Origin of the sequence: Streptomyces sp. SM18 (assembly GCF_002910775.2) — a bacterium.
Lineage (GTDB): Bacteria > Actinomycetota > Actinomycetes > Streptomycetales > Streptomycetaceae > Streptomyces > Streptomyces halstedii.
The window spans coordinates 1,436,625-1,462,158 of sequence record NZ_CP029342.1; the positions used below are offsets into that span (position 1 = coordinate 1,436,625).

Here is a 25,534-nt window from a genome sequence, read left to right on the forward strand (position 1 = left end):
GCTACGGTGTCCCGACCGGTCGTACCGGATGACGAACACACAAGAACCGAGCGACGGAGAAGCAGTGGCGCAGGACGCGGGGTGGGGTGGCGGCGCGTACGGGGGCGGGCCGTACGGCGGAGGTCCGTACGGGGGGCCGCCGGGTTGGGGCGGCTGGGTGCCCCCGCCGCGACCGGGGGTGATACCGCTCGCCCCGCTGAGGCTGGGCGACCTGCTCGCCGGGGCCTTCTCGACGATGGGCCGGTACGCCAAGCAGGTGTTCGGGCTGGCCGGCGCCCTGTACGGGGGCGCGGCGGCGGTGATGGCCCTGGCGGTCGCCGTCGCCTACTCCTCGGTGGGGGACAGCCTGGAGCGGCTGATCGCGCTCCGCTACGACGAGGAGCCCGCGACCAGCGACATCACCGCCCTGATCGCCGCCGGGAGCGCCCTCGGCCTGCTCGGGGGCGTCCTGATGCTGGTCGTCTCGGGTCTGATGTACGCCGCGGTCCCCGCGGTGGTGCAGGAGGCCGTGCTGGGCAGGGCCATATCCTTCGGCGCGGTGTGGCGACGGGCCTGGGGCGCGCTCCTCCCGGTCATGGGCGCGCTGTTCCTCACGGCACTCGTCATGATGGTCCCCGTGGTGCTGCTCCTGGTCTCCTTCCTCGGGGCCGCCGTCCTCGCCATCAGCTATGACGGCGGAGCCGGGAGCGGCACGGTCGCCGCGATCGGCGTCCTGGGGGCCCTGGCCACGGCACCGCTGGCGGTCTGGCTCTGGATCAAGTTCTCGCTGGCACCGGCCGTCGTGGTCTTCGAACGCGGCGGGCCCGTGACCGCCCTGCGCCGCTCCTCGCAGCTGGTGCGCGGCGACTGGTGGCGGATCTTCGGCATCACGCTGCTCGTCTACGCGATGGCCGGAGTGGCGGGGTACGTCGTCCAGCTGCCGTTCATGATCCTCGGCGTGTTCCCCGGCGTGATCGGCGGCGCCTCACTGGACAGCGACCCGAGCCCCGCCGCCGTCCTGGCCATGGCGGGCGGCTACGTCGTCGCGATGACGCTCGGCCAGTTGGTGAGCCAGATCGTCTCGACCACGTTCCCCCAGCTGGTCACCGCCCTGCTCTACGTGGACCGGCGGATGCGCACGGAGAACCTGGGCCCGGTCCTCGCCGAGGCGGCCGGCATGCCCTACGCGCAGGCGGCCCCGCCGTACGGGGACCCCCGGTGGGGCGACGGGCCTCCCCCGCCGTACGGCCCCTACGGCGGCGCGCACCGGTAGCCGGGGCGCCCGGCCCCGGCCCGCCAGCCTGCCCACCGGCCCCGGCCCACCGGCTCAGTCCACCAGCGAGTTCTTCGGGCTGAGCACACAGAACTCGTTGCCCTCGGGGTCCGCCAGCACCACCCAGGTCACGCTCGGGTCCTGTCCCACGTCCACCCGGCGCGCGCCCAGCCCGATGATGCGCTCGACCTCGGCGTCCCGGTCGTCCGGCGCCAGATCGATGTGCAGCCGGTTCTTGACCGTCTTCCGCTCGGGCACGGGGAGGAAGCACATCCCGGGCATGGCGGACGGGCCGGCGCCGATGACGATCTCCTCCTCGTCCTCGAACAGCACCTTCCAGTCCAGCACCGCACACCAGAAGCGGGCCAGCAGGGGCAGGTCGTGGGCATCGACGGCGAGGTGGTAAAAGCGGACGGCCATGCCCGCCAGTGTGCCTGGCGGGCATGGCCGTCGGTGGTCACGCAACGGATCTGGCCGAAACCGGATCCGCGTGGCTCAGACGCGGATCAGACGTTGAAGCCCAGGGCGCGAAGCTGCTCGCGGCCGTCGTCGGTGATCTTGTCCGGGCCCCACGGCGGCATCCAGACCCAGTTGATCCGCAGCTCGTTGACGATCCCGTCGGTCGCGGACTTCGCCTGGTCCTCGATGACATCGGTCAGCGGACAGGCCGCAGACGTCAGGGTCATGTCGAGGGTGGCGATGTTCGCGTCATCGACGTGGATGCCGTAGATCAGGCCCAGGTTGACGACGTCGATGCCCAGCTCGGGGTCCACCACGTCGTACAGCGCCTCGCGGACCTCCTCCTCGGAGGCCGGCTTGGTGGTCATTGCTTCCGGCGTACCGTTCTCGCTCATGCCGTCTTCCCTTCGGACAGCGCCTGCGCCGTCGCGTCCTTCCACGCCATCCAGCTCAGCAGCGCGCACTTGACCCGTGCCGGGTACTTGGAGACACCGGCGAACGCGACCGCGTCCTCCAGCAGGTCCTCCATCGTGTCGTCCGGCTCCAGCTGACCCTTGGACTGCATCAGTTCCAGGAACGCCTCCTGGATCCGGCGCGCCTGGTCCAGCTCCTTGCCGACCAACAACTCGTTGAGCACGGACGCGCTGGCCTGGCTGATGGAGCAGCCCTGCCCGTCGTAGCTGACGTCGGCGATGGTCTCGCCGTCGTACTTCACGCGGAGCGTGATCTCGTCGCCGCACGTCGGGTTGACGTGGTGCACCTCGGCGTCGCCCTCCCGCAGGCCACGCCCGTGGGGGTGCTTGTAGTGGTCCAGGATCACTTCCTGGTACATGGAGTCAAGCTTCACCAGTCAACCCTCAGCCGCATCGCCAGTTATCCGAAAAAGTTCCGCACGTGCTCCAGGCCGTCCACCAGGGCGTCGACCTCGGCGGGCGTGGAGTACAGATAGAACGACGCTCGCGTCGTCGCAGGAATTCCGTACCGCAGGCAGACCGGCCGCGCGCAGTGGTGGCCGACCCGCACGGCGATGCCCAGCTCGTCGAGCACCTGCCCCACGTCGTGGGGGTGGATGTCACCGAGCGTGAAGGAGATCGTCGCACCGCGGTCCTCGGCCGTCGCCGGACCGATGATGCGCAGGTCCGGCACCTCCAGCAGGCGCTTCACCGCGTACGCGGTGATCGCCTCCTCATGGCGGTGGATGTTCTCCATGCCGATGGCCGAGAGGTAGTCCACGGCCGCGCCGAGGCCGACGGCCTGGGCGATCGGGGGCGTACCGGCCTCGAACTTGTGCGGAGCGGGGGCGTACGTCGAGGAGTGCATCGACACGGTCTCGATCATCTCCCCGCCGCCGAGGAACGGCGGCAGGTCCTCCAGGAGTTCCTGCCGGCCCCACAGGACGCCGATGCCGGTCGGGCCGACCATCTTGTGCCCGGTGAAGGCCACGAAGTCGGCCTGGAGCGCCTGCACGTCCAGCACCATGTGCGGGGCGGCCTGCGAGGCGTCCACGCAGACCAGCGCGCCGACCTGCTGGGCACGCCGGATGATCTTCTCGACCGGGTTGATCGTGCCCATGATGTTCGAGACCAGCGTGAGCGTGACGATCTTCGTCTTCTCGTTGATGACCTCGTCCAGGTCGGACAGGTCGAGCCGGCCGTCGTCCGTGATGCCGAACCACTTCAGCTTCGCGCCCGTGCGCTGCGAGAGCAGCTGCCACGGCACGATGTTGGAGTGGTGCTCCATCTCGGTGGTGACGATCTCGGTGTCGCTGTCCACCCGGTAGGGCTCGTCGGCCCAGCCGAGCATGTTGGCCACGAGGTTCAGCGACTCCGAGGCGTTCTTGGTGAAGATCACCTCGTTGCGGCTGGGCGCGTTGATGAAGGCCGCGACCTTGTCACGGGCCCCCTCGTACAGCGCGGTGGCCTCCTCCGCGATCGTGTACACACCGCGGTGGACGTTGGCGTTGTGGCGCTCGTAGTACTGGTTGACCGCGTCGAGGACCTGGCGCGGCTTCTGCGAGGTCGCCGCGCTGTCCAGGTACACGATCTTCTTGCCGTCGTGGACCGTGCGGTCCAGGATCGGGAAGTCCTTGCGGATCGCCTCGGTGTCGAGGAGGCCGGAGAGCCCCTGTCGGGCGTCAGTCACGCGGAAGCGCCGCCCTTCACGTAGGCCTCGTAGCCCTCGTTCTCCAGCTTGTCGGCGAGTTCGGCGCCGCCGGACTCGGCGATCCGGCCGTTGGCGAAGACGTGCACGAAGTCGGGCTTGATGTAGCGGAGGATCCGCGTGTAGTGCGTGATCAGCAGGGTGCCGACCTCGCCGGACTCACGGACCCGGTTGACGCCCTCGGAGACGACGCGCAGGGCGTCGACGTCCAGGCCGGAGTCGGTCTCGTCGAGGATGGCGACCTTCGGCTTGAGGAGCTCCAGCTGGAGGATCTCGTGGCGCTTCTTCTCACCGCCGGAGAAGCCCTCGTTGACGTTGCGCTCGGCGAAGGCCGGGTCCATCTGGAGCCCCGCCATCGCCTCCTTGACCTCCTTGACCCACGTACGCAGCTTGGGCGCCTCGCCGCGGACGGCGGTGGCGGACGTGCGCAGGAAGTTGGAGACCGAGACGCCGGGGATCTCGATCGGGTACTGCATGGCGAGGAACAGACCGGCGCGGGCCCGCTCGTCGACGGACATCTCCAGGATGTCCTCGCCGTCCAGGGTCACCGTGCCACTCGTGATCGTGTACTTGGGGTGACCGGCGATCGAGTAGGCGAGGGTGGACTTGCCGGACCCGTTCGGGCCCATGATGGCGTGGGTCTCGCCCTGCTTCACAGTCAGGTCGACGCCCTTGAGGATCTCCTTCGTGGCGTTGTCGGCCTCGACGGAGACGTGCAGGTCGCGGATTTCAAGCGTTGCCATGGGTGACTCAGGACTCCTGGGTGACGGAGACGAGCACATCGTCCCCTTCGATCTTTACGGGGTATACGGGGACGGGACGCGTCGCGGGAAGGCCGGACGGCTTGCCGGTGCGGAGGTCGAAGCTCGATCCGTGCAGCCAGCACTCGATCGAGCAGTCCTCCACCTCGCCCTCCGACAGCGAGACGTTCGCGTGCGAGCAGATGTCGTTGATCGCGAACACCTCGCCCTCGGTGCGGACGACGGAGACCGGCGTGCCGTCGAGTTCCACCCGCTTGGGGGTGTCCTCCTCCAGCTCGCTCAGCGCACAGGCGCGGACGAAGGCCATCTCAGACCGACGCCTTCAGCTCGTCCTCGATCTTGTCGAGGAGCCGGGCCTCGACGTCGGGCAGGCCGATCTGCTGGACCAGCTCGGCGAAGAAGCCGCGCACGACGAGCCGGCGGGCCTCCTCCTCCGGGATACCGCGGGACTGGAGGTAGAACAGCTGCTCGTCCTCGAAGCGGCCGGTCGCCGAGGCGTGGCCGGCGCCGACGATCTCACCGGTCTCGATCTCCAGGTTGGGTACGGAGTCGACCCGGGCGCCGTCGGTGAGGACGAGGTTGCGGTTCATCTCGTAGGTGTCGGTGCCCTCGGCGGCGGCCTGGATGAGGACGTCACCGATCCACACGGCGTGGGCGCCGTCACCCTGCAACGCGCCCTTGTAGGCCACGTTGGACTTGCAGTGCGGGGTGTTGTGGTCGACCAGGAGGCGGTGCTCCTGGTGCTGGCCCTTGTCGGTGAAGTACAGCCCGAAGAGCTCGGCCTCGCCGCCGGGGCCCGCGTAGGCGACCCGGGGGTGGAGGCGGACCAGGTCGCCGCCGAAGGTGACGACGACGGACTTGAAGGAGGCGTCCCGGCCGACCAGCGCGTTGTGCTGGCCGACGTGGACGGCCTTCTCGTCCCAGTCCTGGACGGAGACCACGGTCAGCTTCGCCCCGTCGCCGAGGACGAAGTCGATGTTGGCGGCGAGCACCGCGTCACCGGTGTGGTCGATGACGACGACGGCCTCGGCGAAGGCGCCCAGCTCGACGAGCTGGTGGCCGTAGGCGGTACCGCCCTCGCCGTGCACACCGATCCGGACCGGTTCGGTGAGGACGGCCTCCTTGGCGACGGTGACGACCGAGGCCCGCTCGAAGGACGCGTACGCCTGGGCGGCGACCCGGTCCACCGGGGTGCCCCCCTTGCGCAGGCGCGCGTCGTCGCGGCCGACGGTCTCGACCGTGACCCCCTCGGGCGCCTCGACGACGACCTTGACGCCGTCACCGGTGGCGACGGCGGTGCCGTCGTGGAGCCCGCGCAGCCGTTCCAGCGGGGTGAAGCGCCACTCCTCCTCGCGGCCGTGCGGGACCGGGAAGTCCGCGACGTCGTAGGACGGGGGCGCGCTCATGCGCGTGGCGACGGTCGACTCGGCGGCCACCGCGATGGAACCGGCGGTGGTCGACCCGGCCGGCGGGGTTCCCCCCACTCGGGCGGCGCCGAGAGTGGGGGCGTTCTGGGCCTCAGCCATGGCTGTCGTGGTGCTCGCTTTCTCAGTCAAGAACTCTTCGGGGCGCGTTCGGCGGGCGTGTCAGCCGACCGAGCCTTCCATCTGCAGTTCGATCAGCCGGTTGAGCTCCAGTGCGTACTCCATGGGCAGCTCCTTGGCGATCGGCTCGACGAATCCGCGCACGATCATCGCCATGGCCTCGAACTCGGTGAGTCCGCGGCTCATGAGGTAGAAGAGCTGGTCCTCCGACACCTTGGAGACCGTGGCCTCGTGGCCCATCGACACGTCGTCCTCGCGGACGTCGACGTACGGGTAGGTGTCGGAGCGGGAGATGGTGTCCACGAGCAGCGCGTCGCACAGCACGTTGGACTTGGCACCGGGGGCGCCCTCGCCGATCTCGATCAGGCCGCGGTAGGAGGTGCGGCCGCCGCCTCGCGCCACCGACTTGGAGACGATGTTGGAGGAGGTGTTCGGGGCCATGTGGACCATCTTGGCGCCGGCGTCCTGGTGCTGGCCCTCGCCCGCGAAGGCGATGGACAGGGTCTCGCCCTTGGCGTGCTCGCCCATCAGGTAGACGGCCGGGTACTTCATGGTGACCTTGGAGCCGATGTTGCCGTCGACCCACTCCATGGTCGCGCCCTCGTAGGCCACGGCGCGCTTGGTGACCAGGTTGTAGACGTTGTTCGACCAGTTCTGGATCGTCGTGTAGCGGCAGCGGCCGCCCTTCTTCACGATGATCTCGACGACCGCGGAGTGCAGCGAGTCCGAGGAGTAGATCGGCGCGGTGCAGCCCTCGACGTAGTGGACGTAGGCGTCCTCGTCGACGATGATCAGCGTCCGCTCGAACTGGCCCATGTTCTCCGTGTTGATGCGGAAGTAGGCCTGGAGCGGGATGTCCACGTGGACACCCTTGGGGACGTAGATGAAGGAACCGCCGGACCAGACGGCCGAGTTCAGCGAGGCGAACTTGTTGTCACCGACGGGGATGACGGTGCCGAAGTACTCCTTGAAGAGCTCGGGGTGCTCCTTCAGCGCGGTGTCGGTGTCGAGGAAGATGACGCCCTGCTCCTCCAGGTCCTCGCGGATCTGGTGGTAGACGACCTCCGACTCGTACTGCGCGGCGACACCGGCGACCAGGCGCTGCTTCTCCGCCTCCGGGATGCCGAGCTTGTCGTAGGTGTTCTTGATGTCCTCGGGCAGGTCCTCCCAGGACTCCGCCTGCTTCTCCGTGGACCGCACGAAGTACTTGATGTTGTCGAAGTCGATGCCCGACAGGTCCGAGCCCCAGTTGGGCATCGGCTTCTTGTCGAAGAGCTTCAGGCCCTTGAGGCGGAGCTTCAGCATCCACTCCGGCTCGTTCTTCTTCTCCGAGATGTCGCGGACGACAGCCTCGGACAGGCCGCGCTTGGCCGCCGCGCCTGCCGCGTCGGAGTCGGCCCAGCCGAATTCGTACGTGCCCAGGCCTTCGAGCTCAGGGTGGGCAGTCTCCGTGGGGAGCGTCATGCGGGGTTCCTCCCGGCCGTGCTTGCGGATGCTGAATGGGTGTTCTGTGCGGACTGTGCCGCCGTGGGGCCGCCTCGCGGGACGAACGTCGTGCACACGCCGTCGCCGTGGGCGAGGGTGGCCAGACGCTGCACATGGGTCCCGAGCAGGCTGGAGAAGAACTCCGTCTCCGCCTCACACAGCTGCGGGAACTGCTCGGCGACGTGCGCGACCGGGCAGTGGTGCTGGCACAGCTGCTCGCCCTGCTGCGGGGCCGGCGCGCTGCGCGCCGTGGCAGCGTACCCGTCGGCGGACAGGGCCTTGGCGAGCGCCCGGGTCCGGTCCTCGGGGGCGGCCGCCTCGACCACGGGGCGGTACGCCTCGGCCTGGGCCGCCATACGGGCGCGGGCGAAGGCGACCAGCGCCTCGTCCCCGCCGGATTCGGCGATCCAGCGCAGCGCGTCGGCGGCGAGCTTGTCGTAGGACTGGTCGAAGGCGTCGCGCCCGCAGTCCGTCAGGGCGAACACCTTGGCCGGACGGCCCCGGGTCCGCGCCCCGTACACGCGCTGCTCACGGGCCTCGACGACGCCGTCGGTGACGAGGGCGTCCAGATGGCGGCGCACGGCCGCCTGGGTGAGACCGACGTGCTTGGCCAGCGCCGTCACGGTGGACGGGCCGTGGTCCAGGATGGACCGCGCGACGCGGTTGCGCGTGGAGCGCTCACCGGTCGCGAGTTCCTCCTGCGGAGCCTCGCCCGTGTATTTCACAACGCCATTGTTGCGTAATTCCTGCGGGAGTGACAAGCCGCGTCCGGACACGGCGCGGTGCCGTTCATCACTTAGGCGAACCTAAGTTGACCTGCGGAAACTTCGGTCCCCCCACACCTTCGCAGGTGGCGGGCGCGCGGACGGCCACGGCCCCGGCCAACCCTCCGCACGGGCCGGAGCCCTCCCCCGCCTAGACTTGCGCGCCATGAGCAGCGAGCCCGTCGTACAGGCCAGGGGCCTGGTGAAGCGGTACGGAGACAAGACCGCGGTGGACGGCCTGGACCTGGCGGTCGCGGCGGGCGCGGTCACCGCGGTCCTCGGCCCCAACGGCGCCGGCAAGACCACCACCGTGGAGATCTGCGAGGGATACCGCCGTCCGGACGCCGGGACGGTGCGGGTCCTCGGACTGGACCCGGTGGCCGACGCGGCCGCGCTCCGCCCGCGCGTCGGCGTGATGCTCCAGTCGGGTGGCGTCTACTCCGGCGCGCGCGCCGTGGAGATGCTGACCCACATGGCGAAGCTGCACGCCCATCCGCTGGACGTCGGGGCCCTCGTGGAGCGCCTCGGCCTCGGCGGCTGCGGACGCACCACCTACCGCAGGCTCTCCGGCGGCCAGCAGCAGCGCCTGGCGCTGGCCATGGCCGTCGTGGGACGCCCCGAGCTGGTCTTCCTGGACGAGCCGACGGCGGGCCTGGACCCGCAGGCGCGCCGGTCCACCTGGGACCTGATCCGCGAGCTGCGCGCGGACGGGGTCTCGACCGTCCTGACCACCCACTTCATGGACGAGGCCGAGGAGCTCGCCGACGACGTCGCCGTCATCGACGCGGGCCGGGTCGTCGCCCAGGGCAGCCCCGAGCAGCTGTGCCGCGGCGGCGCCGAGAACACCCTGCGCTTCACCGGCCGCCCCGGCCTGGACCTCGGCTCGCTGGTCAAGGCCCTGCCCGACGGCACCCGGGTCGCCGAGATCACCACCGGCGCCTACCGCGTCACCGGGACCATCGACCCCGGACTGCTGGCCACCGTCACCTCCTGGTGCGCCCAGCACGGTGTGATGCCCGAGGGCATCGCGGTCGAGCGGCACACCCTGGAGGACGTCTTCCTCGAACTGACCGGCAAGGAGCTGCGCGCATGAGCGCCGGTACGTACACCCCGCGCCCCGGCGCCGCCCCGCTGCCCCGGATGATCGCCGCGCAGACCGCGCTGGAGACGCGGATGCTGCTGCGCAACGGCGAGCAACTGCTGCTGACGGTGGTCATCCCGGCCCTGCTGCTGGTGCTGTTCAGCGCGGTGGACGTCGTGGACACCGGCGCGGGCGAACCGGTGGACTTCCTGACGCCGGGCGTCCTCGCCCTCGCCGTGATGTCCACCGCCTTCACCGGCCAGGCCATCGCGACCGGCTTCGAGCGCCGGTACGGGGTGCTGAAGCGGCTGGGCGCGTCGCCGCTGCCGCGCTGGGCGCTGATGACGGCGAAGACCTTCGCCGTCCTGGTCACCGAGGTCCTCCAGATCGTCCTGCTCACGGTGATCGCCTTCGCGCTCGGCTGGTCGCCGGAGGGGAATCCGTTCGCCGTGCTGCTGCTCCTGGTGCTGGGTACGGCGGCCTTCTCCGGGCTCGGGCTGCTGATGGCGGGGACCCTCAGGGCGGAGGCCACGCTGGCGGCGGCCAACCTCGTCTTCCTGCTGCTGCTGGTCGGCGGCGGGGTGATCGTGCCGCTGGAGAAGTTCCCGGACGCGGCGCAGTCGGTGCTGGGCCTGCTGCCCATCGCCGCGCTCTCCGACGGGCTGCGGGACGTGCTCCAGCACGGTGCCCCGACGCCCTGGGGCGACCTGGGGATCCTGGCCGTGTGGGCGGCCGCGGGCCTGGGCGCGGCGGCCAGGTTCTTCCGCTGGGAGTGAGCCCGGACCCGGGTGCCAGGCAGGCGCTTCGGGACGACTCGTCCCCCTCGTGAAAGCTTGCACAAGCTGCCGCTTACCATGGTGCCCGTGCCCCAGCTGACCCGAGCCGAAGTCGCTCAAGCCGCGCGGAACCCGCTGCTCTTCGTCGCCGACCGGTGGACCCCTTCCTCCCGGACCGTCCGCCGTGCCGTGCTGTCGGCGGTCGTGATGGCCGTGGCCATCGTCGTGACCGGCGGCGCGGTGCGCCTGACCGGTTCCGGCCTCGGCTGCCCCACCTGGCCCAAGTGCACCGACGAGAGCCTGACGACGACCAGTGCGATGGGTCTGCACGGTGTCATCGAGTTCGGCAACCGGATGCTGACGTACGTGCTGTGCGCGGCGGTCGGCTGGGCGATCGTCGCGGCCCGTGCGGCCAAGCCCTGGCGGCGCGGGGTGACCCGGATCGGCTGGGCCCAGTTCTGGGTCGTCATGGGCAACGCGGTCCTCGGCGGCATCGTCGTCCTGGTGGGCCTGAACCCGTACACCGTGGCGGCGCACTTCCTGCTGTCCACGGCGCTGATCACCCTGGCCGTGCTGATGTACCACCGGCTCGGCGAGGGCGACGACGCCCCCAAGCCCCTGGTCGGCAAGGCGGTCTCGCAGCTGACCTGGCTGCTCGTGGTGGCCGCCGGCCTGCTCGTCGCGGTCGGCACGGTCGTGACCGGTGCGGGCCGGCACGCGGGCGACTCCAGCGACGTGCACCGCATCCCGCTCGACTGGAAGCTGATCAGCCAGCTGCACGCGGACCTGGCCTGGATCGTGGTGGCCCTGTCCGTGGCGCTCTGGTTCGTGCTGAAGGCCGTGGACGCCCCGGCCGTGCCGAGGCGCCGCGCCGGTCAGCTCTTCCTGGTCCTGATGGCCCAGGGCGTCATCGGCTACGTCCAGTACTTCCTGGACACCCCGGAGATCCTGGTGGGCCTGCACATGCTGGGCTCGTGCCTGGTGTGGATCGCGGTCGTACGGGTACTGCTGGCCCAGCGGGAACGCCCGGCGGACACCGCCGGGGTGCCCGCCCCGGCCGAACCCCGGCAGGAGCACGCGCCCGCGGTCTGACGCCCCCTGCCCGGTACACACGAGAGCCTCCGTCACCACGCCCCTGAAGGCGGATGACGGAGGCTCTTCTCGTGCGTACCGGGGTCCGTGTGCGCGGGAACCGCGAGTACGGGTCCGTGTCCGCGGGGATCCGGGAGGGGGCGGGCCCGGCTCAGCCGTTCGACGGTCCGCCGACCTGGATCCCGGCCATCCGCGACCACTCGTACGGGCCGGTGCGGACCTTCGCGGCGAAGTCGCCGTCGAACGCCTCGTGCATCGTGATGCCCGCCTTCCGTGTGGCGCTCTCGGCCACCGCGTACGAGGGGGCCACCAGGTCGCCCCAGCCGCCGTCCGCGCCGACCAGGACAATGCGGGTGCCCGCCTGGCCGAGGTAGGCGAGCTGCCCCTCGGCACCGCCGTGCGCCGTGGCGAAGGCGCCGATCTCCCGGGCGAGCTTGCCGGCCTTGCGCTCCGCGCGGGCCGCCCGCCTGCCGTCGTCCGTCTGCTGGGTCTGAGCCGTCTCTGCCATGGACAGGATGCTACCGGCGGGTAGCCCGCATGACGACGGGCGGGGGACGTGGCCTGGGCCACGGCCCCCGCCCGGTCGGCGGAGCGGACGCGTGCGGCTACCTCAGGAAGGGGTCCACCGCGACGGCGACGAAGAGCAGCGAGACATAGCTGATGGACCAGTGGAACAGCCGCATCTCCTTCAGCTTGCCGCCGGTCACCCCGGCCTTCGCGCGGCCCTGGAGGCCGTGCGCCTCCCAGAGCCAGTAGCCGCCGGCCAGCACGGCCACCGTCGTGTAGAACCAGCCGGTGTACCCCAGCGGGGTCAGCAGCAGCGAGACGACGACCATCACCCAGCTGTAGGCGACGATCTGGCGGGCCACCACCTGGTTGGAGGCGATGACGGGCAGCATCGGGACGCCGACCCGGGCGTAGTCGTCCTTCACCTTCATCGACAGCGGCCAGTAGTGGGGCGGCGTCCAGAAGAAGATGACCGCGAAAAGAATGACCGCGGCCCAGGACACCGAATTCGTCACGGCCGACCACCCGATGAGCACGGGCATGCAGCCGGCGATTCCGCCCCAGACGATGTTCTGCGCGGTCCGGCGCTTCAGCAGCATCGTGTAGACGACGACGTAGAACAGAAGTGCGCCGAGCGCGAGGGCGGCCGAGAGCCAGTTGACGAGCAGTCCGAACCAGACCGTGGAAATCACCCCGAGGGCGATTCCGAACGCCAGGCACTCGCGCGGGGAGACCATCCCCGTGACGAGCGGCCGCTGCGACGTACGGTCCATCAGCGCGTCGATGTCCCGGTCGATATACATGTTGAGCGCATTGGCTCCGCCCGCGGAGAGATATCCGCCGACGGTGGTCACGAGTACGAGCCACAGATCGGGTACGCCCTGAGCGGCGAGGAACATCACCGGAACGGTGGTGATCAGCAGCAGCTCGATGATGCGCGGCTTGGTAAGCGCCACGAATGCCTTGATGCGGGCCCCGAACGGGCGTTGGCCCCCTGGGCTCGGAGTCAAGGCGACCCCTGCGGGTCGGGACTCGACGGCCGTCACGCACACCCCTGACAGAGAAATCCCAGCAAGCTCCGGGCATTGGACCCGGTGAAGACTTGCGCGAACCAGACCACTGTAGACGTTGGGCATACGCCGCTCTTCGCGGGGGTGGGGTCGTGTTGGGGTGGCGCAGAAGTGAACGCCGGTGCTCATACGGGAGGCGAAGTCCGCAGGTCGCCCGCAGTGTGGAAAGGGCAGAAGTAGGGCGTTGAGTCGGGGGTAGGCTCGGCTTTGCCCGGTGCGGTAACCAGTCACCGGTTTACGACAGTGGAGAGGAGCCCTGACTCAGGGTGAGCACCAAGCCGACCACCACAGACCTCCAGTGGACCGAATTGGACCAGCGGGCCGTGGACACCGTCCGCGTCCTCGCCGCGGACGCCGTACAGAAAGTCGGAAACGGCCACCCGGGTACGGCGATGAGCCTGGCTCCTGCCGCGTACACCCTCTTCCAGAAGGTGATGCGCCATGACCCGGCGGACGCGGACTGGACCGGCCGCGACCGGTTCGTACTCTCCGCGGGCCACTCCAGCCTGACGCTGTACATCCAGCTCTACCTGGCCGGGTACGGCCTGGAGCTGGACGACCTCAAGGCCTTCCGCACCTGGGGTTCCAAGACACCGGGCCACCCGGAGTACGGCCACACCACCGGGGTCGAGACGACGACCGGGCCGCTGGGCCAGGGTGTCGCCAACGCCGTGGGCATGGCAATGGCCGCCCGTTACGAGCGCGGCCTGTTCGACCCGGAGGCGGCCCCCGGCACCTCCCCGTTCGACCACACGATCTGGGTCGTCGCCGGTGACGGCTGCCTCCAGGAGGGCATCTCCGCCGAGGCGTCCTCGCTGGCCGGCCACCAGAAGCTCGGCAACCTCGTGCTGCTGTGGGATGACAACCACATCTCGATCGAGGGCGACACGGAGACCGCGGTCTCCGAGGACACCCTGAAGCGGTACGAGTCCTACGGCTGGCACGTCCAGCGGGTGGACCAGCTGCCCAGCGGCGACCTCGACCCCGAGGCCCTGTACCGGGCCCTCCTCGCGGCCAGGGCCGAGACGGAGCGCCCGTCCTTCATCGCGGCCCGCTCGATCATCGCCTGGCCCGCCCCGAACGCGCAGAACACCGAGGCCTCGCACGGCTCGGCCCTCGGCGACGAGGAGATCGCGGCGACCAAGCGGGTGCTCGGCTTCGACCCGGAGAAGACCTTCGAGGTCTCCGACGAGGTCATCGGGCACACCCGTCAGGCGCTCGACCGCGGCCGCGAGGCCAGGGCCGAGTGGGAGAAGTCCTTCGCCGCCTGGCGCACCGGCAACCCGGAGCGCGCCGCCGACTTCGACCGGATCGCCGCGGGCGAGCTGCCGGCCGGCTGGGAGGAGAAGCTCCCGGTCTTCGAGGAGGGCCAGGGCGTCGCCACGCGCGCGGCCTCCGGCAAGGTGCTCCAGGCGCTCGGCGGGGTCATCCCCGAGCTGTGGGGCGGCTCCGCCGACCTCGCGGGCTCCAACAACACCACCATCGACAAGACGTCGTCCTTCCTCCCGGCGGGCAACCCGCTGCCCGAGGCGGACCCGTACGGCCGCACGATCCACTTCGGCATCCGCGAGCACGCCATGGCCGCGGCCATGAACGGCATCGCGCTGCACGGCAACACCCGGATCTACGGCGGCACCTTCCTGGTGTTCTCCGACTACATGCGCAACGCCGTGCGGCTCTCCGCGCTGATGCACCTGCCGGTGACGTACGTCTGGACGCACGACTCGATCGGCCTCGGCGAGGACGGCCCGACCCACCAGCCGGTCGAGCACCTCGCCTCGCTGCGCGCGATCCCGGGCCTGAACGTGGTGCGCCCGGCCGACGCCAACGAGACGGCGATCGCCTGGCGCGAGATCCTGCGCCGGTACACCAAGGTGTTCGGCAAGGGCGCCCCGCACGGTCTGGCGCTGACCCGCCAGGGCGTCCCGACCTACGCGTCGAACGACGACGCCGCCAAGGGCGGGTACGTGCTCTTCGAGGCCGAGGGCGGCACGCCCGAGGTCGTGCTGATCGGCACGGGCTCCGAGGTCCACCTCGCCGTCGAGGCGCGGGACGAGCTCCAGGCGGCCGGTGTACCCACCCGTGTGGTCTCGATGCCGTGTGTCGAGTGGTTCGAGGAGCAGGACCAGGCGTACAAGGACAGCGTGCTGCCGCCGTCGGTGAGGGCGCGGGTCGCCGTGGAGGCCGGCATCGGTCTGACGTGGTACCGGTACGTGGGAGACGCGGGCCGGATCGTCTCGCTGGAGCACTTCGGTGCCTCGGCCGACGCCAAGGTCCTCTTCCGCGAGTTCGGCTTCACCGCCGGGCACGTGGCCGCCGCGGCCCGGGAATCTCTCGCGGCCGCGCAGCGCTGACGCCGATATACGACTAGTAGGAGATGCAATTCTCATGACAGACGCACTCAAGCGCCTCTCCGACGAGGGCGTGGCGATCTGGCTGGACGACCTCTCGCGCAAGCGGATCACCTCCGGCAACCTCGCGGAGCTGATCGACCAGAGCCACGTCGTGGGTGTCACGACCAACCCGTCGATCTTCCAGAAGGCGATCTCCGCGGGCGACGGGTACGAGCAGCAGCTCGCCGACCTCTCCGCGCGCGAGGTGACCGTCGAGGAAGCGGTCCGCATGATCACGACGGCCGACGTCCGTGACGCGGCCGACATCCTGCGCCCCGTCTTCGACGCCACCGGCGGTCAGGACGGCCGGGTGTCCATCGAGGTGGACCCGCGCCTGGCGCACAACACCACGGCCACGGTGGCCGAGGCGAAGCAGCTGGCGTGGCTGGTCGACCGGCCGAACACGCTCATCAAGATCCCGGCGACGAAGGCCGGCCTGCCGGCCATCACCGAGACCATCGGCCGGGGCATCAGCGTCAACGTGACCCTGATCTTCTCGCTGGAGCGCTACCGCGAGGTCATGGACGCCTACCTGGCGGGCCTGGAGAAGGCGAAGGCCACGGGCCTGGACCTCTCCAAGATCCACTCGGTGGCCTCGTTCTTCGTGTCCCGGGTGGACACCGAGATCGACAAGCGGCTGGACGCCGTCGGCGGCGACGAGGCGAAGGCCGCCAAGGGCAAGTCCGCCCTGGCCAACGCCCGCCTGGCCTACGAGGCGTACGAGGAGGTCTTCGCCGGTGAGCGCTGGGCCGCCCTCGACAAGGCGCACGCCAACCGGCAGCGTCCGCTGTGGGCCTCCACCGGTGTGAAGGACCCGTCCCTCAAGGACACCCTGTACGTGGACGACCTGGTCGCCCCGAACACGGTGAACACCATGCCGGAGGCGACGCTGGAGGCCGTGGCCGACCACGGTGAGATCAGCGGCAACACGGTCGCCGGGCGCTACGACCAGGCGCGTGCCGACCTCGCCGCGATCAAGAAGCTCGGCGTCGACTACGACGACGTCGTCCAGGTGCTGGAGGACGAGGGCGTCGAGAAGTTCGCGACGTCCTGGAACGACCTGCTCACGTCGACCGAGGCCGAGCTCAAGCGCCTCGCACCTTCGAAGGGCTGACCACCTTGTCTGGTGTTCCCGGAGCCAACCCGCTCCGTGACGCCCAGGACCGACGGCTCCCGCGTATCGCGGGGCCGTCGGGTCTGGTGATTTTCGGCGTCACGGGCGATTTGTCCCGTAAAAAGCTGATGCCCGCTGTCTACGACCTGGCCAATCGCGGCCTGCTGCCACCGGGCTTCTCGCTCATCGGCTTCGCGCGCCGCGACTGGGAGGACGAGGACTTCGCGCAGGTCGTCCACGACGCCGTCAAGGAGCACGCCCGCACACCGTTCCGCGAGGAGGTCTGGCAGCAGTTGAGCCAGGGCATGCGGTTCGTGCCGGGCAACTTCGACGACGACGTGGCGTTCGAGACCCTCAGGGCCACGATCGAGGAGCTCGACAAGGCACAGGGCACGGGCGGCAACTTCGCCTTCTACCTGTCCGTACCGCCGAAGTTCTTCCCCAAGGTCGTCCAGCAGCTCAAGAAGCACGGGCTGGCCGACCAGAAGGACGGCGCCTGGCGGCGGGCCGTCATCGAGAAGCCGTTCGGCCACGACCTGCACAGCGCGCAGGAGCTCAACCACCTCGTGCACGACGTGTTCCCGCCGAACGAGGTCTTCCGCATCGACCACTACCTCGGCAAGGAGACGGTCCAGAACATCCTGGCGCTGCGCTTCGCCAACACGATGTGGGAGCCGATCTGGAACAGGTCGTACGTCGACCACGTCCAGATCACCATGGCCGAGGACATCGGCATCGGCGGCCGCGCCGGCTACTACGACGGCATCGGCGCCGCCCGTGACGTCATCCAGAACCACCTGCTCCAGCTGCTGGCTCTGACGGCGATGGAGGAGCCCGGCTCCTTCCACCCGAAGGCCCTGGTCGCGGAGAAGCTGAAGGTGCTCACCGCGGTGGAGCTGCCCGACGACCTGGGCAAGCACACGGTCCGCGGCCAGTACACGCACGCGTGGCAGGGCGGCCAGGAGGTGCCCGGCTACCTGGAGGAAGACGGGATCGACCCCAAGTCGAAGACCGACACCTTCGCCGCGATCAAGCTGACGATCAACAACCGCCGCTGGGCGGGCGTGCCGTTCTACCTGCGGACCGGCAAGCGGCTCGGCCGCCGGGTCACGGAGATCGCGGTCGTCTTCAAGCGCGCCCCCTATCTGCCCTTCGAGTCCGGCGCCACGGAGGAGCTGGGCGGCAACGCCCTGGTCATCCGGGTGCAGCCGGACGAGGGCGTCACGGTCCGGTTCGGCTCCAAGGTTCCCGGCACCTCCATGGAGGTGCGGGACGTGACGATGGACTTCGCGTACGGCGAGTCCTTCACGGAGTCCAGCCCCGAGGCGTACGAGCGGCTCATCCTCGATGTGCTGCTCGGCGACGCCAACCTGTTCCCGCGCCACCAGGAGGTGGAGCTCTCCTGGAACATCCTCGACCCGATCGAGGAGTACTGGGACAGGCACGGCAAGCCCGCCCAGTACCCGGCCGGCACCTGGGGACCGGCCGAGGCCGACGAGATGCTCGCACGCGACGGACGGAGCTGGCGCCGGCCATGAAGATCGATCTCACGGAAACCACGTCCAGCAAGATCAACCAGGCGATGGTCTCGGCGCGCCGTTCCATCGGCTCGCCGGCCGTCGGCATGGTGCTCACCCTCGTCATCGTGACCGACGAGGAGAACGCCTACGACGCGCTCAAGGCGGCGAGCGACTCCTCGCGCGAGCACCCCTCGCGGATCATCGCGGTGATCAAGCGGGTCAGCCGTTCGCCGCGCGCCCGGCGCGACGCGCGTCTCGACGCCGAGATCCGGGTCGGTTCCGACGCGGGCTCGGGCGAGACGATCGTGCTCCGCCTGCACGGCGAGCTGGCCAACCACGCCCAGTCGGTCGTCCTGCCGCTGCTGCTGCCGGACGCGCCGGTGGTGGTGTGGTGGCCGGAGGACGCCCCCGCGGACCCCGCGAAGGACCCGCTGGGCGCGCTCGCGCAGCGCCGTATCACCGACACCTACTCGGCCGAGCACCCGCTCGACGAGCTGGCGGTGCGCGCGGCGACCTACCGGCCGGGCGACACCGACCTGGCCTGGACCCGCATCACGCCGTGGCGCTCGATGCTGGCGGCCGCGCTCGACCAGCAGCCCGCCGAGGTCGTCTCGGCCACGGTCGAGGGCGAGTCCGACAACCCGAGCTGCGAGCTGCTGGCCATGTGGCTCGCGGACCGTCTGGGGGTGCCGGTGGAGCGCACCCTGTCCGGCGGTCCCGGTCTGACGGCGGTCCGGATGGAGACCAAGGACGGTGCCATCGTCCTGGACCGGGCCAACGGCTCGCTGGCCACGCTCTGCATGGTGGGCCAGCCCGACCGCTCGGTGGCGCTGAAGCGCCGGGAGACGGCGGAGCTGCTCGCGGAGGAGCTGCGCCGGCTGGACCCGGACAACGTCTACGCCTCCACGGTCAAGTTCGGGGTGGAACGCCTCGGCGGCCCCACGGAGGCCTCGGCCGTGGGCTCCGGGCAGAAGAGCAAGGCACCGGCGGGCGCCGCGGCCCCGGCCGCGAAGAAGGCCGCGGCCAAGAAGGCGGCGTCGAAGTGAGCGTTCCGCAGCTCGTCGTGCACCGCGACAAGGAGCTGATGGCCCAGGCCGCCGCGGCCCGGCTGATCACGAGGATCGTGGACGCCCAGTCCGCGCGCGGTTCCGCCTCGGTGGTCCTGACGGGCGGACGCAACGGCAACGGCCTGCTGGCCGCGCTCGCCGCCTCACCGGCCCGGGACGCGATCGACTGGTCGCGGCTCGACCTGTGGTGGGGCGACGAGCGGTTCCTGCCCGAGGGCGACCCGGAGCGCAACGTCACGCAGGCCCGCGCGGCCCTGCTGGACGCGGTGGCACCGGATCCGTCCCGGATCCACGCCATGCCCGCCTCGGACGGTGTGTACGGCGACGACGCGGACGCGGCCGCCGCCGGGTACGCGGCCGAGCTGGCGGCGGCGGCCGGCGGGGACGGGGCGGTGCCCTCGTTCGACGTCCTGATGCTGGGCGTCGGCCCGGACACCCATGTCGCCTCGCTCTTCCCGGAGCTGCCGGCGGTACGGGAGACCGAGCGGACCGTCGTCGGGGTGCGCGACGCCCCGAAGCCGCCACCCACCCGCGTCTCGCTCACGCTTCCGGCCATCCGGACGGCGCGCGAGGTGTGGCTGCTCGCCGCGGGCGAGGACAAGGCGGAGGCGGCCGAGACCGCGCTGTCCGGTGCCGGGGAGATCCAGGCCCCGGCGGCGGGGGCGTACGGCCGTGACCGCACGCTCTGGCTGCTGGACGCCGCTGCGGCCTCCCGGCTGCCGCGGGCGCTGTATCCGCCGGCGTCGGCGTAGGCACCACGGACGGGGCCCGGTCCGCTCTTCGACGAGCGGACCGGGCCCCGTCGCGTTGCCGTATACGGAGCGGACCGGACGGTCTTGACCGGCCCCCCGGACCGGGCTACGCCGTCGGCGTACCGGCGCCGGTCCGGTCCGGGTGTGCGCCGGCACCGGGTGCCGGACCGCGCTCCAGGAACGGCTCCAGCAGCCCCGGTACGGCCTCGGCGGCGAAGAGCAGCCCCTCGCCCGCGTCGGCGTCCCGGGCGGTGTAGGCGCCCGCCCCCGCGGCCGTGGTGGCGGTGACGCTCACGAGGCCCGCCCGGCGCTGGAACCAGGACTGCCGCACCGTCCAGCCGATCACGCCCGCCCGCTGGAGGGCGGCCGTCGAGCGCCGCAGGGTCCCGGAGCGGGTCACCAGGTATCCGCCGCTGAGCGTGTGTCCCAGCGACCGGTACGCGTCCAGCGCCAGCGCCACGCCGACCGGGACGGCCACCACCGCCCAGCCGAGCGCCGTCCACAGCAGGACGGGCGTGAGCCGGGCTCCGAGGAGCGCCAGGAGCAGCGCGGGGGCCAGGGCCGCGGCGAGCGCGCGGCGGAGCCGCCGGCCACGGGCGGCCGGGGGGTGCGGGGTGAGCGGGGCGCCGGTCGGCGCGACGGGCTCGCGCAGCACCTCGGCGGCGATCGCGTCGGCGAAGGCGCGGGGGGTGGCGGGCAGCAGGGTGTCGTGGTCGGCGCCCTGGCCCTCCTCGTCCTTGGCGAGGCCGGTGGTGACGGCGTCCACCCGGGCGGCGCCGGCCAGCCGTACGCCGAGGGGCTCCACCAGGTCCACCCCGCGCAGCCGCCTCTCCTCCACGGACAGCGAGCGGGAGGTCAGAAGTCCGCGCCGGACCCGCAGGGTGCCGCCGGGTTCGCGTTCGAGGCGGTAGTTCCACCACATCTCGGCCCACAGCCCGAGCGCCCCGACGACCCCGGCGGCCAGGGCCGCCGCCACCAGGACGAGGACCGTCCAGAGCGGCGGGGTGTCCCGGAACCGGTCCGCGACCCAGCCGATCACCTGGCCCTGCGCCCCGGCCCACTCGCTGACCTGCAGCACACCGCCGACCGCCGCGCCGCCGAGCGCGGGGGCGAGGAAGGAGACCGGTGCGTAGCGGATCCAGCGGGGGTCGAGCGTGGCCAGGTCGCCCTCGCGGTGCGTGCCGGGGGCCGTGGTGGTGAGGCGTGCCAGGAGTTCGTGGCGCAGCCGCTCCCCCTCGGCCCGGTCGACGGGGTCGAGTTCGAGCGTGGACTCGCCGCCGGTCTGCTCCCCGGTGCCGATGCGGACCGTGACCAGTCCGAGCATCCGCAGCAGCGGGTGGGCGGTGAGGTCCACGCTGCGGATCCGCTCGCGGGCCAGTGAGCGACGTTTGACCAGCAGGAGCCCGGTGCGCAGTTCGACGTGTTCGTCACCGACGCGGTAGCGGGTGCGGCGCAGGCGCACGTAGTCACCGGCGGTGGCGCAGCCGACCAGGACGACGGCTCCGGCCAGGGTCCAGCCGACGGCCGCCGCGTACCCGAGGCGCCCGGCCAGTCCGGCCACCACCGGCACGGCGGCGCCCACCGCGACCCCCGTCGTGACGAGCGCGGTGACCAGGACCGTACGCCGGTGGATCCGCCGCCACGGAGGTCCGGCCCGGTCCGCGGCGGTGCTCATGTGGCGTCCCCGGGCGTGGCCTGGGTGATCCGGGTGAGCCGTTCCACGAGGTCGGCGGCCGTCTCGTGGTCCAGGCCCTCGATCCGCACGGCGCCTTTGGCGGAGGCGGTGGTGACGGTGACCGTCGCCAGCCCGAAGAGCTGTTCCAGCGGCCCGCGCACGGTGTCCACGGTCTGGATGCGGGACATCGGCGCGATCCGCCACTCCCGCTGGAAGATTCCGGTCCGTACGTAGACCGCGTCCTCGGTGACCTCCCAGCGGTGGGCGCGGAACCACCAGAGGGGGAGGAGGACGGCGGTCAGCAGCCCGAGCGCGGCGAGCACCGCGGCGGACGCCGTCAGCCAGGTCCTGGCGGGCGCGACGAGCGCGCCCAGGACGGCCAGGACGGCCACCGGGGCCGCCGCCACCAGCAGGCACCGGGCCCGCCACCAGCCGACGGCCCGCCGGGCCGGTGCGTTGCGCGGCGGCCGCAGCCGTACCGCCCCCTCCCCCGTTTCCATCGGTCAGCGTCCGCGCAGGCTGCGATAGGTCTCCACGAGGTGGGAGGTGGAGCTGTCCAGGTTCTCCCCGCCGGTGCCCTCCGTCAGGACCGGTTCGATCTTCTTGGCGAGGACCTTGCCGAGTTCGACGCCCCACTGGTCGAAGGAGTCGATGTTCCAGACGGCGCCCTGGACGAAGACCTTGTGCTCGTACAGCGCGATGAGCTGGCCGAGCACGGACGGGGTGAGCCGGTCGGCGAGGATGGTGGTCGTCGGGTGGTTGCCCCGGAACGTCTTGTGGGGCACCAGTTCCTCGGGGACGCCCTCGGCCCGTACCTCGTCGGGGGTCTTGCCGAAGGCGAGCGCCTGGGTCTGCGCGAAGAAGTTGGCCATCAGCAGGTCGTGCTGGGCGATGAGGCCGGGCAGCAGGTCGTGGACCGGGGACGCGAAGCCGATGAAGTCGGCCGGGACGGTCTTGGTGCCCTGGTGGATCAGCTGGTAGTAGGCGTGCTGGCCGTTGGTGCCGGGGGTGCCCCAGACGACCGGGCCGGTCTGCCACTCGACCGGTGCGCCGTCGCGGTCCACGGACTTGCCGTTGGACTCCATGTCCAACTGCTGGAGGTACGCGGTGAACTTGGACAGGTAGTGGCTGTAGGGCAGCACCGCGTGCGACTGGGCGTCGAAGAACTGGCCGTACCAGATGCCCAGGAGGCCCAGCAGCAGCGGGACGTTCTCCTCGGCGGGGGCGGTACGGAAGTGCTCGTCCACGAGGTGGAAGCCGTCCAGCATCTCCCGGAACCGCTCCGGGCCGATGGCGATCATCAGCGAGAGGCCGATCGCCGAGTCGTAGGAGTAGCGTCCGCCGACCCAGTCCCAGAACTCGAACATGTTGGCCGTGTCGATACCGAAGTCCGCGACCTTCTCCGCGTTGGTCGACAGGGCCACGAAGTGCCGGGCGACGGCTTCCTGACCGGCCTTCAGTTCGGTGAGGAGCCAGTCGCGGGCGGAGGTGGCGTTGGTGATGGTCTCGATCGTCGTGAAGGTCTTGGACGCGACGACGAACAGCGTCTCGGCCGGGTCCAGGTCGCGCACGGCCTCGTGCAGGTCGGCGCCGTCGACGTTGGAGACGAAGCGGACGGTCAGCGAGCGGTCCGTGAAGGAGCGCAGCACCTCGTAGGCCATGGCGGGGCCGAGGTCGGAGCCGCCGATGCCGATGTTCACGATGTTCTTGATCGGCCGGCCGGTGTGGCCGGTCCACCCGCCCGCCCGGACGCGCTCGGAGAAGGCGGCCATCTTGTCGAGGACGGCGTGCACGGCCGGTACCACGTTCTCGCCGTCCACCTCGATCACGGCGTCCCGGGGGGCGCGGAGCGCGGTGTGCAGTACGGCGCGGTCCTCGGTGGTGTTGATCTTCTCGCCGCGGAACATGGCGTCCCGCAGTCCGGCGACGCCGGTGGCGTCGGCGAGACCGCGCAGCAGGCGCAGGGTCTCGTCGGTGACCAGGTGCTTGGAGTAGTCGACGTGGAGGTCGCCGACCGTGAGGGTGTACGCGCTCCCGCGCTCCGGCGCGTCCGCGAACAGCTGCCGCAGATGTGTCCGCCCGAACGCCTCGCGGTGCTCGGCGAGAGCCTCCCACTCGGGCGTCTGGTTGAGCTTGGTTCGGCCTTGTGCGTTCATCCGGGAATTCGCCCACTTCTTCTCGTACCTGCAACATGCCCCGCTGCCCCTCCAACCTAATTGATCAGAGGGGTGCGGCGGGGCGATCACGGGGCCGGTGGGCGGCATACCGCTTCCGGCCGGCCACCCGAGGGGTAACCGGCCGGTGAAGAGGAGGAGCTGGGGTGTGTTTCGAAAGTGGCGCCGTCCGCCCGGAGGGCGGGGCCCGCGGCGTCCGGTGCGTGCGATCGCAAGGCGGAGGATCGCCCTCGTACTGGACGTACTGGGGCGACTCCGACAACGCGGCGAGCGTGCGTGCCGGGCGTCGCGGGCCAGGCGGGACTTTCGAAACCCGCCCTAGATCTCGCCGCGCAGTTTGGCGAGGGCCTCGGCGAGGATCGCCTCGCCGTCCGCGTCGCTGCGCCGCTCGCGCACGTACGCCAGGTGCGTCTTGTACGGCTCGGTGCGCGGGGGGTCCGGGGGGTTGTCCTGGTCCTGTCCGGCCGGGAATCCGCAGCGCGGGCAGTCCCAGGTCTCCGGCACCTGCGCGTCATGGGCGAAGCTGGGCTGGGTCTCGTGCCCGTTCGAGCACCAGAAGGAGATGCGGAGGCGGGGCGCTGACTCGCCCCGCTCGGCCTCCCCCATCGGCCCGGCTCCGACCCGGCTTCCCCGGATCGCGTTGCCACTTGCCACGGTCGTAACTCCCTGCGTGATGGTGCTCGAGGTTGCCCCAGTCTACGTAAGGCCCAACGCGCGTCCAGTGAAAGGAGTTACACCGTTACCGGGAATCGTGGACGCCCGGTCAGTCCAGCTTGATGAGCAGACCGAGGACGACGATGCACGCGAACCAGAGCAGGCCGATCACGACGGTGATGCGGTCGAGGTTCCGCTCGGCGACGGAGGAGCCACCCACGGAGGACTGCATTCCGCCACCGAACATGTCGGAGAGGCCGCCGCCCTTGCCCTTGTGCATCAGCACCAGCAGCATCAGCAGCAGGCTGAAGACGATCAGGGCGATCTCGAACGCCAAAATCACGGCTGGCTCCTACTTTCCGGAATTCTCGGGACTGCGACTACGAACAGCGGGGGCCGGGGGTATGACCCCCCTGGCCCCCGCAAGGGTACGACGGATCGGCGTCAGGGCATACTCACTGGTCGCGGAAGCGGACGATCTTGACGAACTCGTCGGCGTCCAGTGCGGCGCCCCCGATCAGCGCGCCGTCCACATCGGGCTGCGCCATGATGGCGGCCACGTTGCCGGACTTCACCGAGCCGCCGTACTGGATGCGGACGGCGTCCGCGAGCTCCTGGGAGTACAGCTCCGCGAGCCGGCCGCGGATCGCGCCGCAGACCTCCTGGGCGTCCTCGGGGGTGGCGACCTCGCCGGTACCGATGGCCCAGACCGGCTCGTAGGCGATCACGACGGACTCGGCCTGCTCGGCCGGGACGTCCTCGAGGCCGCCGTCGAGCTGCGCGAGGGTGTGGGCGACCTGGTCACCGGCCTTGCGGACGTCCAGTCCCTCACCGACGCAGAGGATCGGGGTCAGCCCGTGCCGGTAGGCCGCCTTGACCTTGGCGTTGCAGATCTCGTCGGTCTCGCCGTGGTACTGGCGGCGCTCGCTGTGCCCCACGGCGACGTAGGTGCACTTCAGCTTGGCGAGCATCGGGCCGGAGATCTCACCGGTGTACGCGCCGGAGTCGTGGGCCGAGACGTCCTGGGCGCCGTACTTGATCTTCAGCTTGTCGCCGTCGACCAGGGTCTGCACGGTGCGCAGGTCGGTGAAGGGCGGCAGGACGGCGACCTCGACGGCCTCGTAGTCCTTGTCGGCCAGGGCGAAGGCGAGCTTCTGTACGTGGGCGATGGCCTCGAGGTGGTTGAGGTTCATCTTCCAGTTGCCCGCCATCAGCGGGGTGCGGGTGGTCATGA

Annotated in this window: 26 protein-coding genes; 9 read left to right on the forward strand and 17 right to left on the reverse strand. The window is 70.8% G+C overall.

What is annotated here, in order from left to right; all coding sequences use genetic code 11:
* The first annotated feature begins 157 nt into the window (after positions 1-157).
* A complete protein-coding gene (locus B9S64_RS06350) occupies positions 158-1,252 on the forward strand; it encodes a hypothetical protein (RefSeq protein ID WP_258037719.1) in 1,095 nt (364 codons plus the stop codon).
* A 54-nt stretch (positions 1,253-1,306) separates the two neighbouring features.
* Here the strand turns inward: B9S64_RS06350 and B9S64_RS06355 are convergent, their stop codons facing one another.
* From B9S64_RS06355 to B9S64_RS06395, 9 genes are all read right to left on the reverse strand, one after another.
* Complete coding sequence (locus B9S64_RS06355) at positions 1,307-1,672, reverse strand: VOC family protein (RefSeq protein ID WP_103489332.1); 366 nt, start codon at positions 1,670-1,672, stop codon at positions 1,307-1,309.
* An 86-nt stretch (positions 1,673-1,758) separates the two neighbouring features.
* Positions 1,759-2,106, reverse strand: coding sequence for a metal-sulfur cluster assembly factor (locus B9S64_RS06360; RefSeq protein ID WP_028440334.1), 348 nt, complete (start codon positions 2,104-2,106; stop codon positions 1,759-1,761).
* Positions 2,103-2,558, reverse strand: a complete 456-nt coding sequence (gene sufU / locus B9S64_RS06365) for a Fe-S cluster assembly sulfur transfer protein SufU (protein ID WP_308460741.1) — start codon at positions 2,556-2,558, stop codon at positions 2,103-2,105. Before sufU ends, B9S64_RS06360 begins: the two co-directional genes overlap by 4 nt.
* 26 nt (positions 2,559-2,584) lie before the next feature.
* Positions 2,585-3,853, reverse strand: coding sequence for a cysteine desulfurase (locus tag B9S64_RS06370; protein WP_103489331.1), 1,269 nt, complete (start codon positions 3,851-3,853; stop codon positions 2,585-2,587).
* Positions 3,850-4,614 (reverse strand): Fe-S cluster assembly ATPase SufC, encoded by a 765-nt coding sequence (sufC, locus tag B9S64_RS06375; RefSeq protein WP_103489330.1) that lies wholly within the window; start codon positions 4,612-4,614, stop codon positions 3,850-3,852. Before sufC ends, B9S64_RS06370 begins: the two co-directional genes overlap by 4 nt.
* 7 nt (positions 4,615-4,621) lie before the next feature.
* Positions 4,622-4,939 (reverse strand): bifunctional 3-phenylpropionate/cinnamic acid dioxygenase ferredoxin subunit, encoded by a 318-nt coding sequence (locus B9S64_RS06380; protein WP_037876151.1) that lies wholly within the window; start codon positions 4,937-4,939, stop codon positions 4,622-4,624.
* Position 4,940: 1 nt separating this feature from the next.
* Positions 4,941-6,158, reverse strand: a complete 1,218-nt coding sequence (gene sufD / locus B9S64_RS06385; protein ID WP_203631774.1) for a Fe-S cluster assembly protein SufD — start codon at positions 6,156-6,158, stop codon at positions 4,941-4,943.
* Positions 6,159-6,218: 60 nt separating this feature from the next.
* On the reverse strand, positions 6,219-7,640 hold the full coding sequence (sufB, locus tag B9S64_RS06390) for a Fe-S cluster assembly protein SufB (protein WP_073747835.1): 1,422 nt from the start codon (positions 7,638-7,640) through the stop codon (positions 6,219-6,221).
* Positions 7,637-8,386, reverse strand: a complete 750-nt coding sequence (locus B9S64_RS06395) for a metalloregulator ArsR/SmtB family transcription factor (RefSeq protein WP_103489329.1) — start codon at positions 8,384-8,386, stop codon at positions 7,637-7,639. Before B9S64_RS06395 ends, sufB begins: the two co-directional genes overlap by 4 nt.
* A gap of 205 nt (positions 8,387-8,591) precedes the next feature.
* On the opposite strand from B9S64_RS06395, the gene B9S64_RS06400 reads away from it, so the two are divergent.
* The 3 genes from B9S64_RS06400 to B9S64_RS06410 all read left to right on the forward strand — a co-directional run bounded on the left by B9S64_RS06400 (position 8,592) and on the right by B9S64_RS06410 (position 11,374).
* On the forward strand, positions 8,592-9,518 hold the full coding sequence (locus B9S64_RS06400) for an ABC transporter ATP-binding protein (RefSeq protein ID WP_103489328.1): 927 nt from the start codon (positions 8,592-8,594) through the stop codon (positions 9,516-9,518).
* On the forward strand, positions 9,515-10,282 hold the full coding sequence (locus B9S64_RS06405; protein ID WP_103489327.1) for an ABC transporter permease: 768 nt from the start codon (positions 9,515-9,517) through the stop codon (positions 10,280-10,282). Before B9S64_RS06400 ends, B9S64_RS06405 begins: the two co-directional genes overlap by 4 nt.
* A gap of 78 nt (positions 10,283-10,360) precedes the next feature.
* Positions 10,361-11,374, forward strand: coding sequence for a heme A synthase (locus B9S64_RS06410; RefSeq protein WP_103489326.1), 1,014 nt, complete (start codon positions 10,361-10,363; stop codon positions 11,372-11,374).
* A 151-nt stretch (positions 11,375-11,525) separates the two neighbouring features.
* Here B9S64_RS06410 and B9S64_RS06415 read toward each other — a convergent pair whose 3' ends face one another.
* Together B9S64_RS06415 and B9S64_RS06420 are read right to left on the reverse strand one after the other, a co-directional pair.
* Positions 11,526-11,882 carry a hypothetical protein gene (locus B9S64_RS06415; RefSeq protein ID WP_103489325.1) on the reverse strand — a complete coding sequence of 119 codons (357 nt, stop codon included), beginning with the start codon at positions 11,880-11,882 and terminating at the stop codon, positions 11,526-11,528.
* A 97-nt stretch (positions 11,883-11,979) separates the two neighbouring features.
* Entirely contained in the window at positions 11,980-12,933 is a 954-nt protein-coding gene (locus tag B9S64_RS06420) for a heme o synthase (protein ID WP_164344975.1), read from the reverse strand.
* A 284-nt stretch (positions 12,934-13,217) separates the two neighbouring features.
* Here B9S64_RS06420 and tkt point away from each other — a divergent pair, with 284 nt between their 5' ends.
* The 5 genes from tkt to pgl are packed head-to-tail and all read left to right on the forward strand — an operon-like array spanning position 13,218 to position 19,797.
* The gene (gene tkt, locus B9S64_RS06425; protein ID WP_103489324.1) at positions 13,218-15,305 is read left to right on the forward strand and encodes a transketolase; all 2,088 of its coding nucleotides are present in this window, start codon (positions 13,218-13,220) and stop codon (positions 15,303-15,305) included.
* A 34-nt stretch (positions 15,306-15,339) separates the two neighbouring features.
* Positions 15,340-16,458 carry a transaldolase gene (tal, locus tag B9S64_RS06430; protein WP_103489323.1) on the forward strand — a complete coding sequence of 373 codons (1,119 nt, stop codon included), beginning with the start codon at positions 15,340-15,342 and terminating at the stop codon, positions 16,456-16,458.
* A gap of 5 nt (positions 16,459-16,463) precedes the next feature.
* Positions 16,464-17,996: a glucose-6-phosphate dehydrogenase gene (gene zwf / locus B9S64_RS06435; protein ID WP_103489322.1), complete on the forward strand. Its 1,533-nt coding sequence runs from the start codon at positions 16,464-16,466 to the stop codon at positions 17,994-17,996.
* Positions 17,993-19,024 carry a glucose-6-phosphate dehydrogenase assembly protein OpcA gene (gene opcA / locus B9S64_RS06440; protein WP_028440318.1) on the forward strand — a complete coding sequence of 344 codons (1,032 nt, stop codon included), beginning with the start codon at positions 17,993-17,995 and terminating at the stop codon, positions 19,022-19,024. The genes zwf and opcA overlap by 4 nt, the downstream gene beginning before the upstream one ends.
* A complete protein-coding gene (gene pgl / locus B9S64_RS06445) occupies positions 19,021-19,797 on the forward strand; it encodes a 6-phosphogluconolactonase (protein ID WP_103489321.1) in 777 nt (258 codons plus the stop codon). Before opcA ends, pgl begins: the two co-directional genes overlap by 4 nt.
* 106 nt (positions 19,798-19,903) lie before the next feature.
* Here pgl and B9S64_RS06450 read toward each other — a convergent pair whose 3' ends face one another.
* The 6 genes from B9S64_RS06450 to tpiA form a co-directional block, all read right to left on the reverse strand.
* On the reverse strand, positions 19,904-21,472 hold the full coding sequence (locus B9S64_RS06450) for a PH domain-containing protein (RefSeq protein WP_109491990.1): 1,569 nt from the start codon (positions 21,470-21,472) through the stop codon (positions 19,904-19,906).
* Entirely contained in the window at positions 21,469-21,972 is a 504-nt protein-coding gene (locus B9S64_RS06455; RefSeq protein WP_103490360.1) for a PH domain-containing protein, read from the reverse strand. The genes B9S64_RS06450 and B9S64_RS06455 overlap by 4 nt, the downstream gene beginning before the upstream one ends.
* Positions 21,973-21,975: 3 nt before the next feature.
* Entirely contained in the window at positions 21,976-23,628 is a 1,653-nt protein-coding gene (gene pgi / locus B9S64_RS06460) for a glucose-6-phosphate isomerase (RefSeq protein WP_103490361.1), read from the reverse strand.
* A 336-nt stretch (positions 23,629-23,964) separates the two neighbouring features.
* Complete coding sequence (locus tag B9S64_RS06470; protein WP_028440314.1) at positions 23,965-24,252, reverse strand: RNA polymerase-binding protein RbpA; 288 nt, start codon at positions 24,250-24,252, stop codon at positions 23,965-23,967.
* 157 nt (positions 24,253-24,409) lie between these two features.
* On the reverse strand, positions 24,410-24,643 hold the full coding sequence (gene secG, locus B9S64_RS06475) for a preprotein translocase subunit SecG (RefSeq protein ID WP_028440313.1): 234 nt from the start codon (positions 24,641-24,643) through the stop codon (positions 24,410-24,412).
* A 112-nt stretch (positions 24,644-24,755) separates the two neighbouring features.
* Positions 24,756-25,532 (reverse strand): triose-phosphate isomerase, encoded by a 777-nt coding sequence (gene tpiA, locus B9S64_RS06480; RefSeq protein ID WP_103490362.1) that lies wholly within the window; start codon positions 25,530-25,532, stop codon positions 24,756-24,758.
* Positions 25,533-25,534 lie beyond the last annotated feature (2 nt).

Coding starts and splice junctions, on each gene's coding strand:
- pgi (WP_103490361.1), bottom strand. CDS start 23,628: ATGAACGCACAAGGCCGAACCAAGCTCAACCAGACGCCCGAGTGGGAG.
- sufD (WP_203631774.1), bottom strand. CDS start 6,158: ATGGCTGAGGCCCAGAACGCCCCCACTCTCGGCGCCGCCCGAGTGGGG.
- sufC (WP_103489330.1), bottom strand. CDS start 4,614: ATGGCAACGCTTGAAATCCGCGACCTGCACGTCTCCGTCGAGGCCGAC.
- B9S64_RS06455 (WP_103490360.1), bottom strand. CDS start 21,972: ATGGAAACGGGGGAGGGGGCGGTACGGCTGCGGCCGCCGCGCAACGCA.
- B9S64_RS06405 (WP_103489327.1), top strand. CDS start 9,515: ATGAGCGCCGGTACGTACACCCCGCGCCCCGGCGCCGCCCCGCTGCCC.
- tpiA (WP_103490362.1), bottom strand. CDS start 25,532: ATGACCACCCGCACCCCGCTGATGGCGGGCAACTGGAAGATGAACCTC.
- B9S64_RS06450 (WP_109491990.1), bottom strand. CDS start 21,472: ATGAGCACCGCCGCGGACCGGGCCGGACCTCCGTGGCGGCGGATCCAC.
- B9S64_RS06410 (WP_103489326.1), top strand. CDS start 10,361: ATGGTGCCCGTGCCCCAGCTGACCCGAGCCGAAGTCGCTCAAGCCGCG.
- B9S64_RS06470 (WP_028440314.1), bottom strand. CDS start 24,252: ATGGGGGAGGCCGAGCGGGGCGAGTCAGCGCCCCGCCTCCGCATCTCC.
- sufB (WP_073747835.1), bottom strand. CDS start 7,640: ATGACGCTCCCCACGGAGACTGCCCACCCTGAGCTCGAAGGCCTGGGC.
- B9S64_RS06415 (WP_103489325.1), bottom strand. CDS start 11,882: ATGGCAGAGACGGCTCAGACCCAGCAGACGGACGACGGCAGGCGGGCG.
- B9S64_RS06400 (WP_103489328.1), top strand. CDS start 8,592: ATGAGCAGCGAGCCCGTCGTACAGGCCAGGGGCCTGGTGAAGCGGTAC.
- B9S64_RS06355 (WP_103489332.1), bottom strand. CDS start 1,672: ATGGCCGTCCGCTTTTACCACCTCGCCGTCGATGCCCACGACCTGCCC.
- B9S64_RS06380 (WP_037876151.1), bottom strand. CDS start 4,939: ATGGCCTTCGTCCGCGCCTGTGCGCTGAGCGAGCTGGAGGAGGACACC.
- opcA (WP_028440318.1), top strand. CDS start 17,993: ATGAAGATCGATCTCACGGAAACCACGTCCAGCAAGATCAACCAGGCG.
- B9S64_RS06360 (WP_028440334.1), bottom strand. CDS start 2,106: ATGAGCGAGAACGGTACGCCGGAAGCAATGACCACCAAGCCGGCCTCC.
- tal (WP_103489323.1), top strand. CDS start 15,340: ATGACAGACGCACTCAAGCGCCTCTCCGACGAGGGCGTGGCGATCTGG.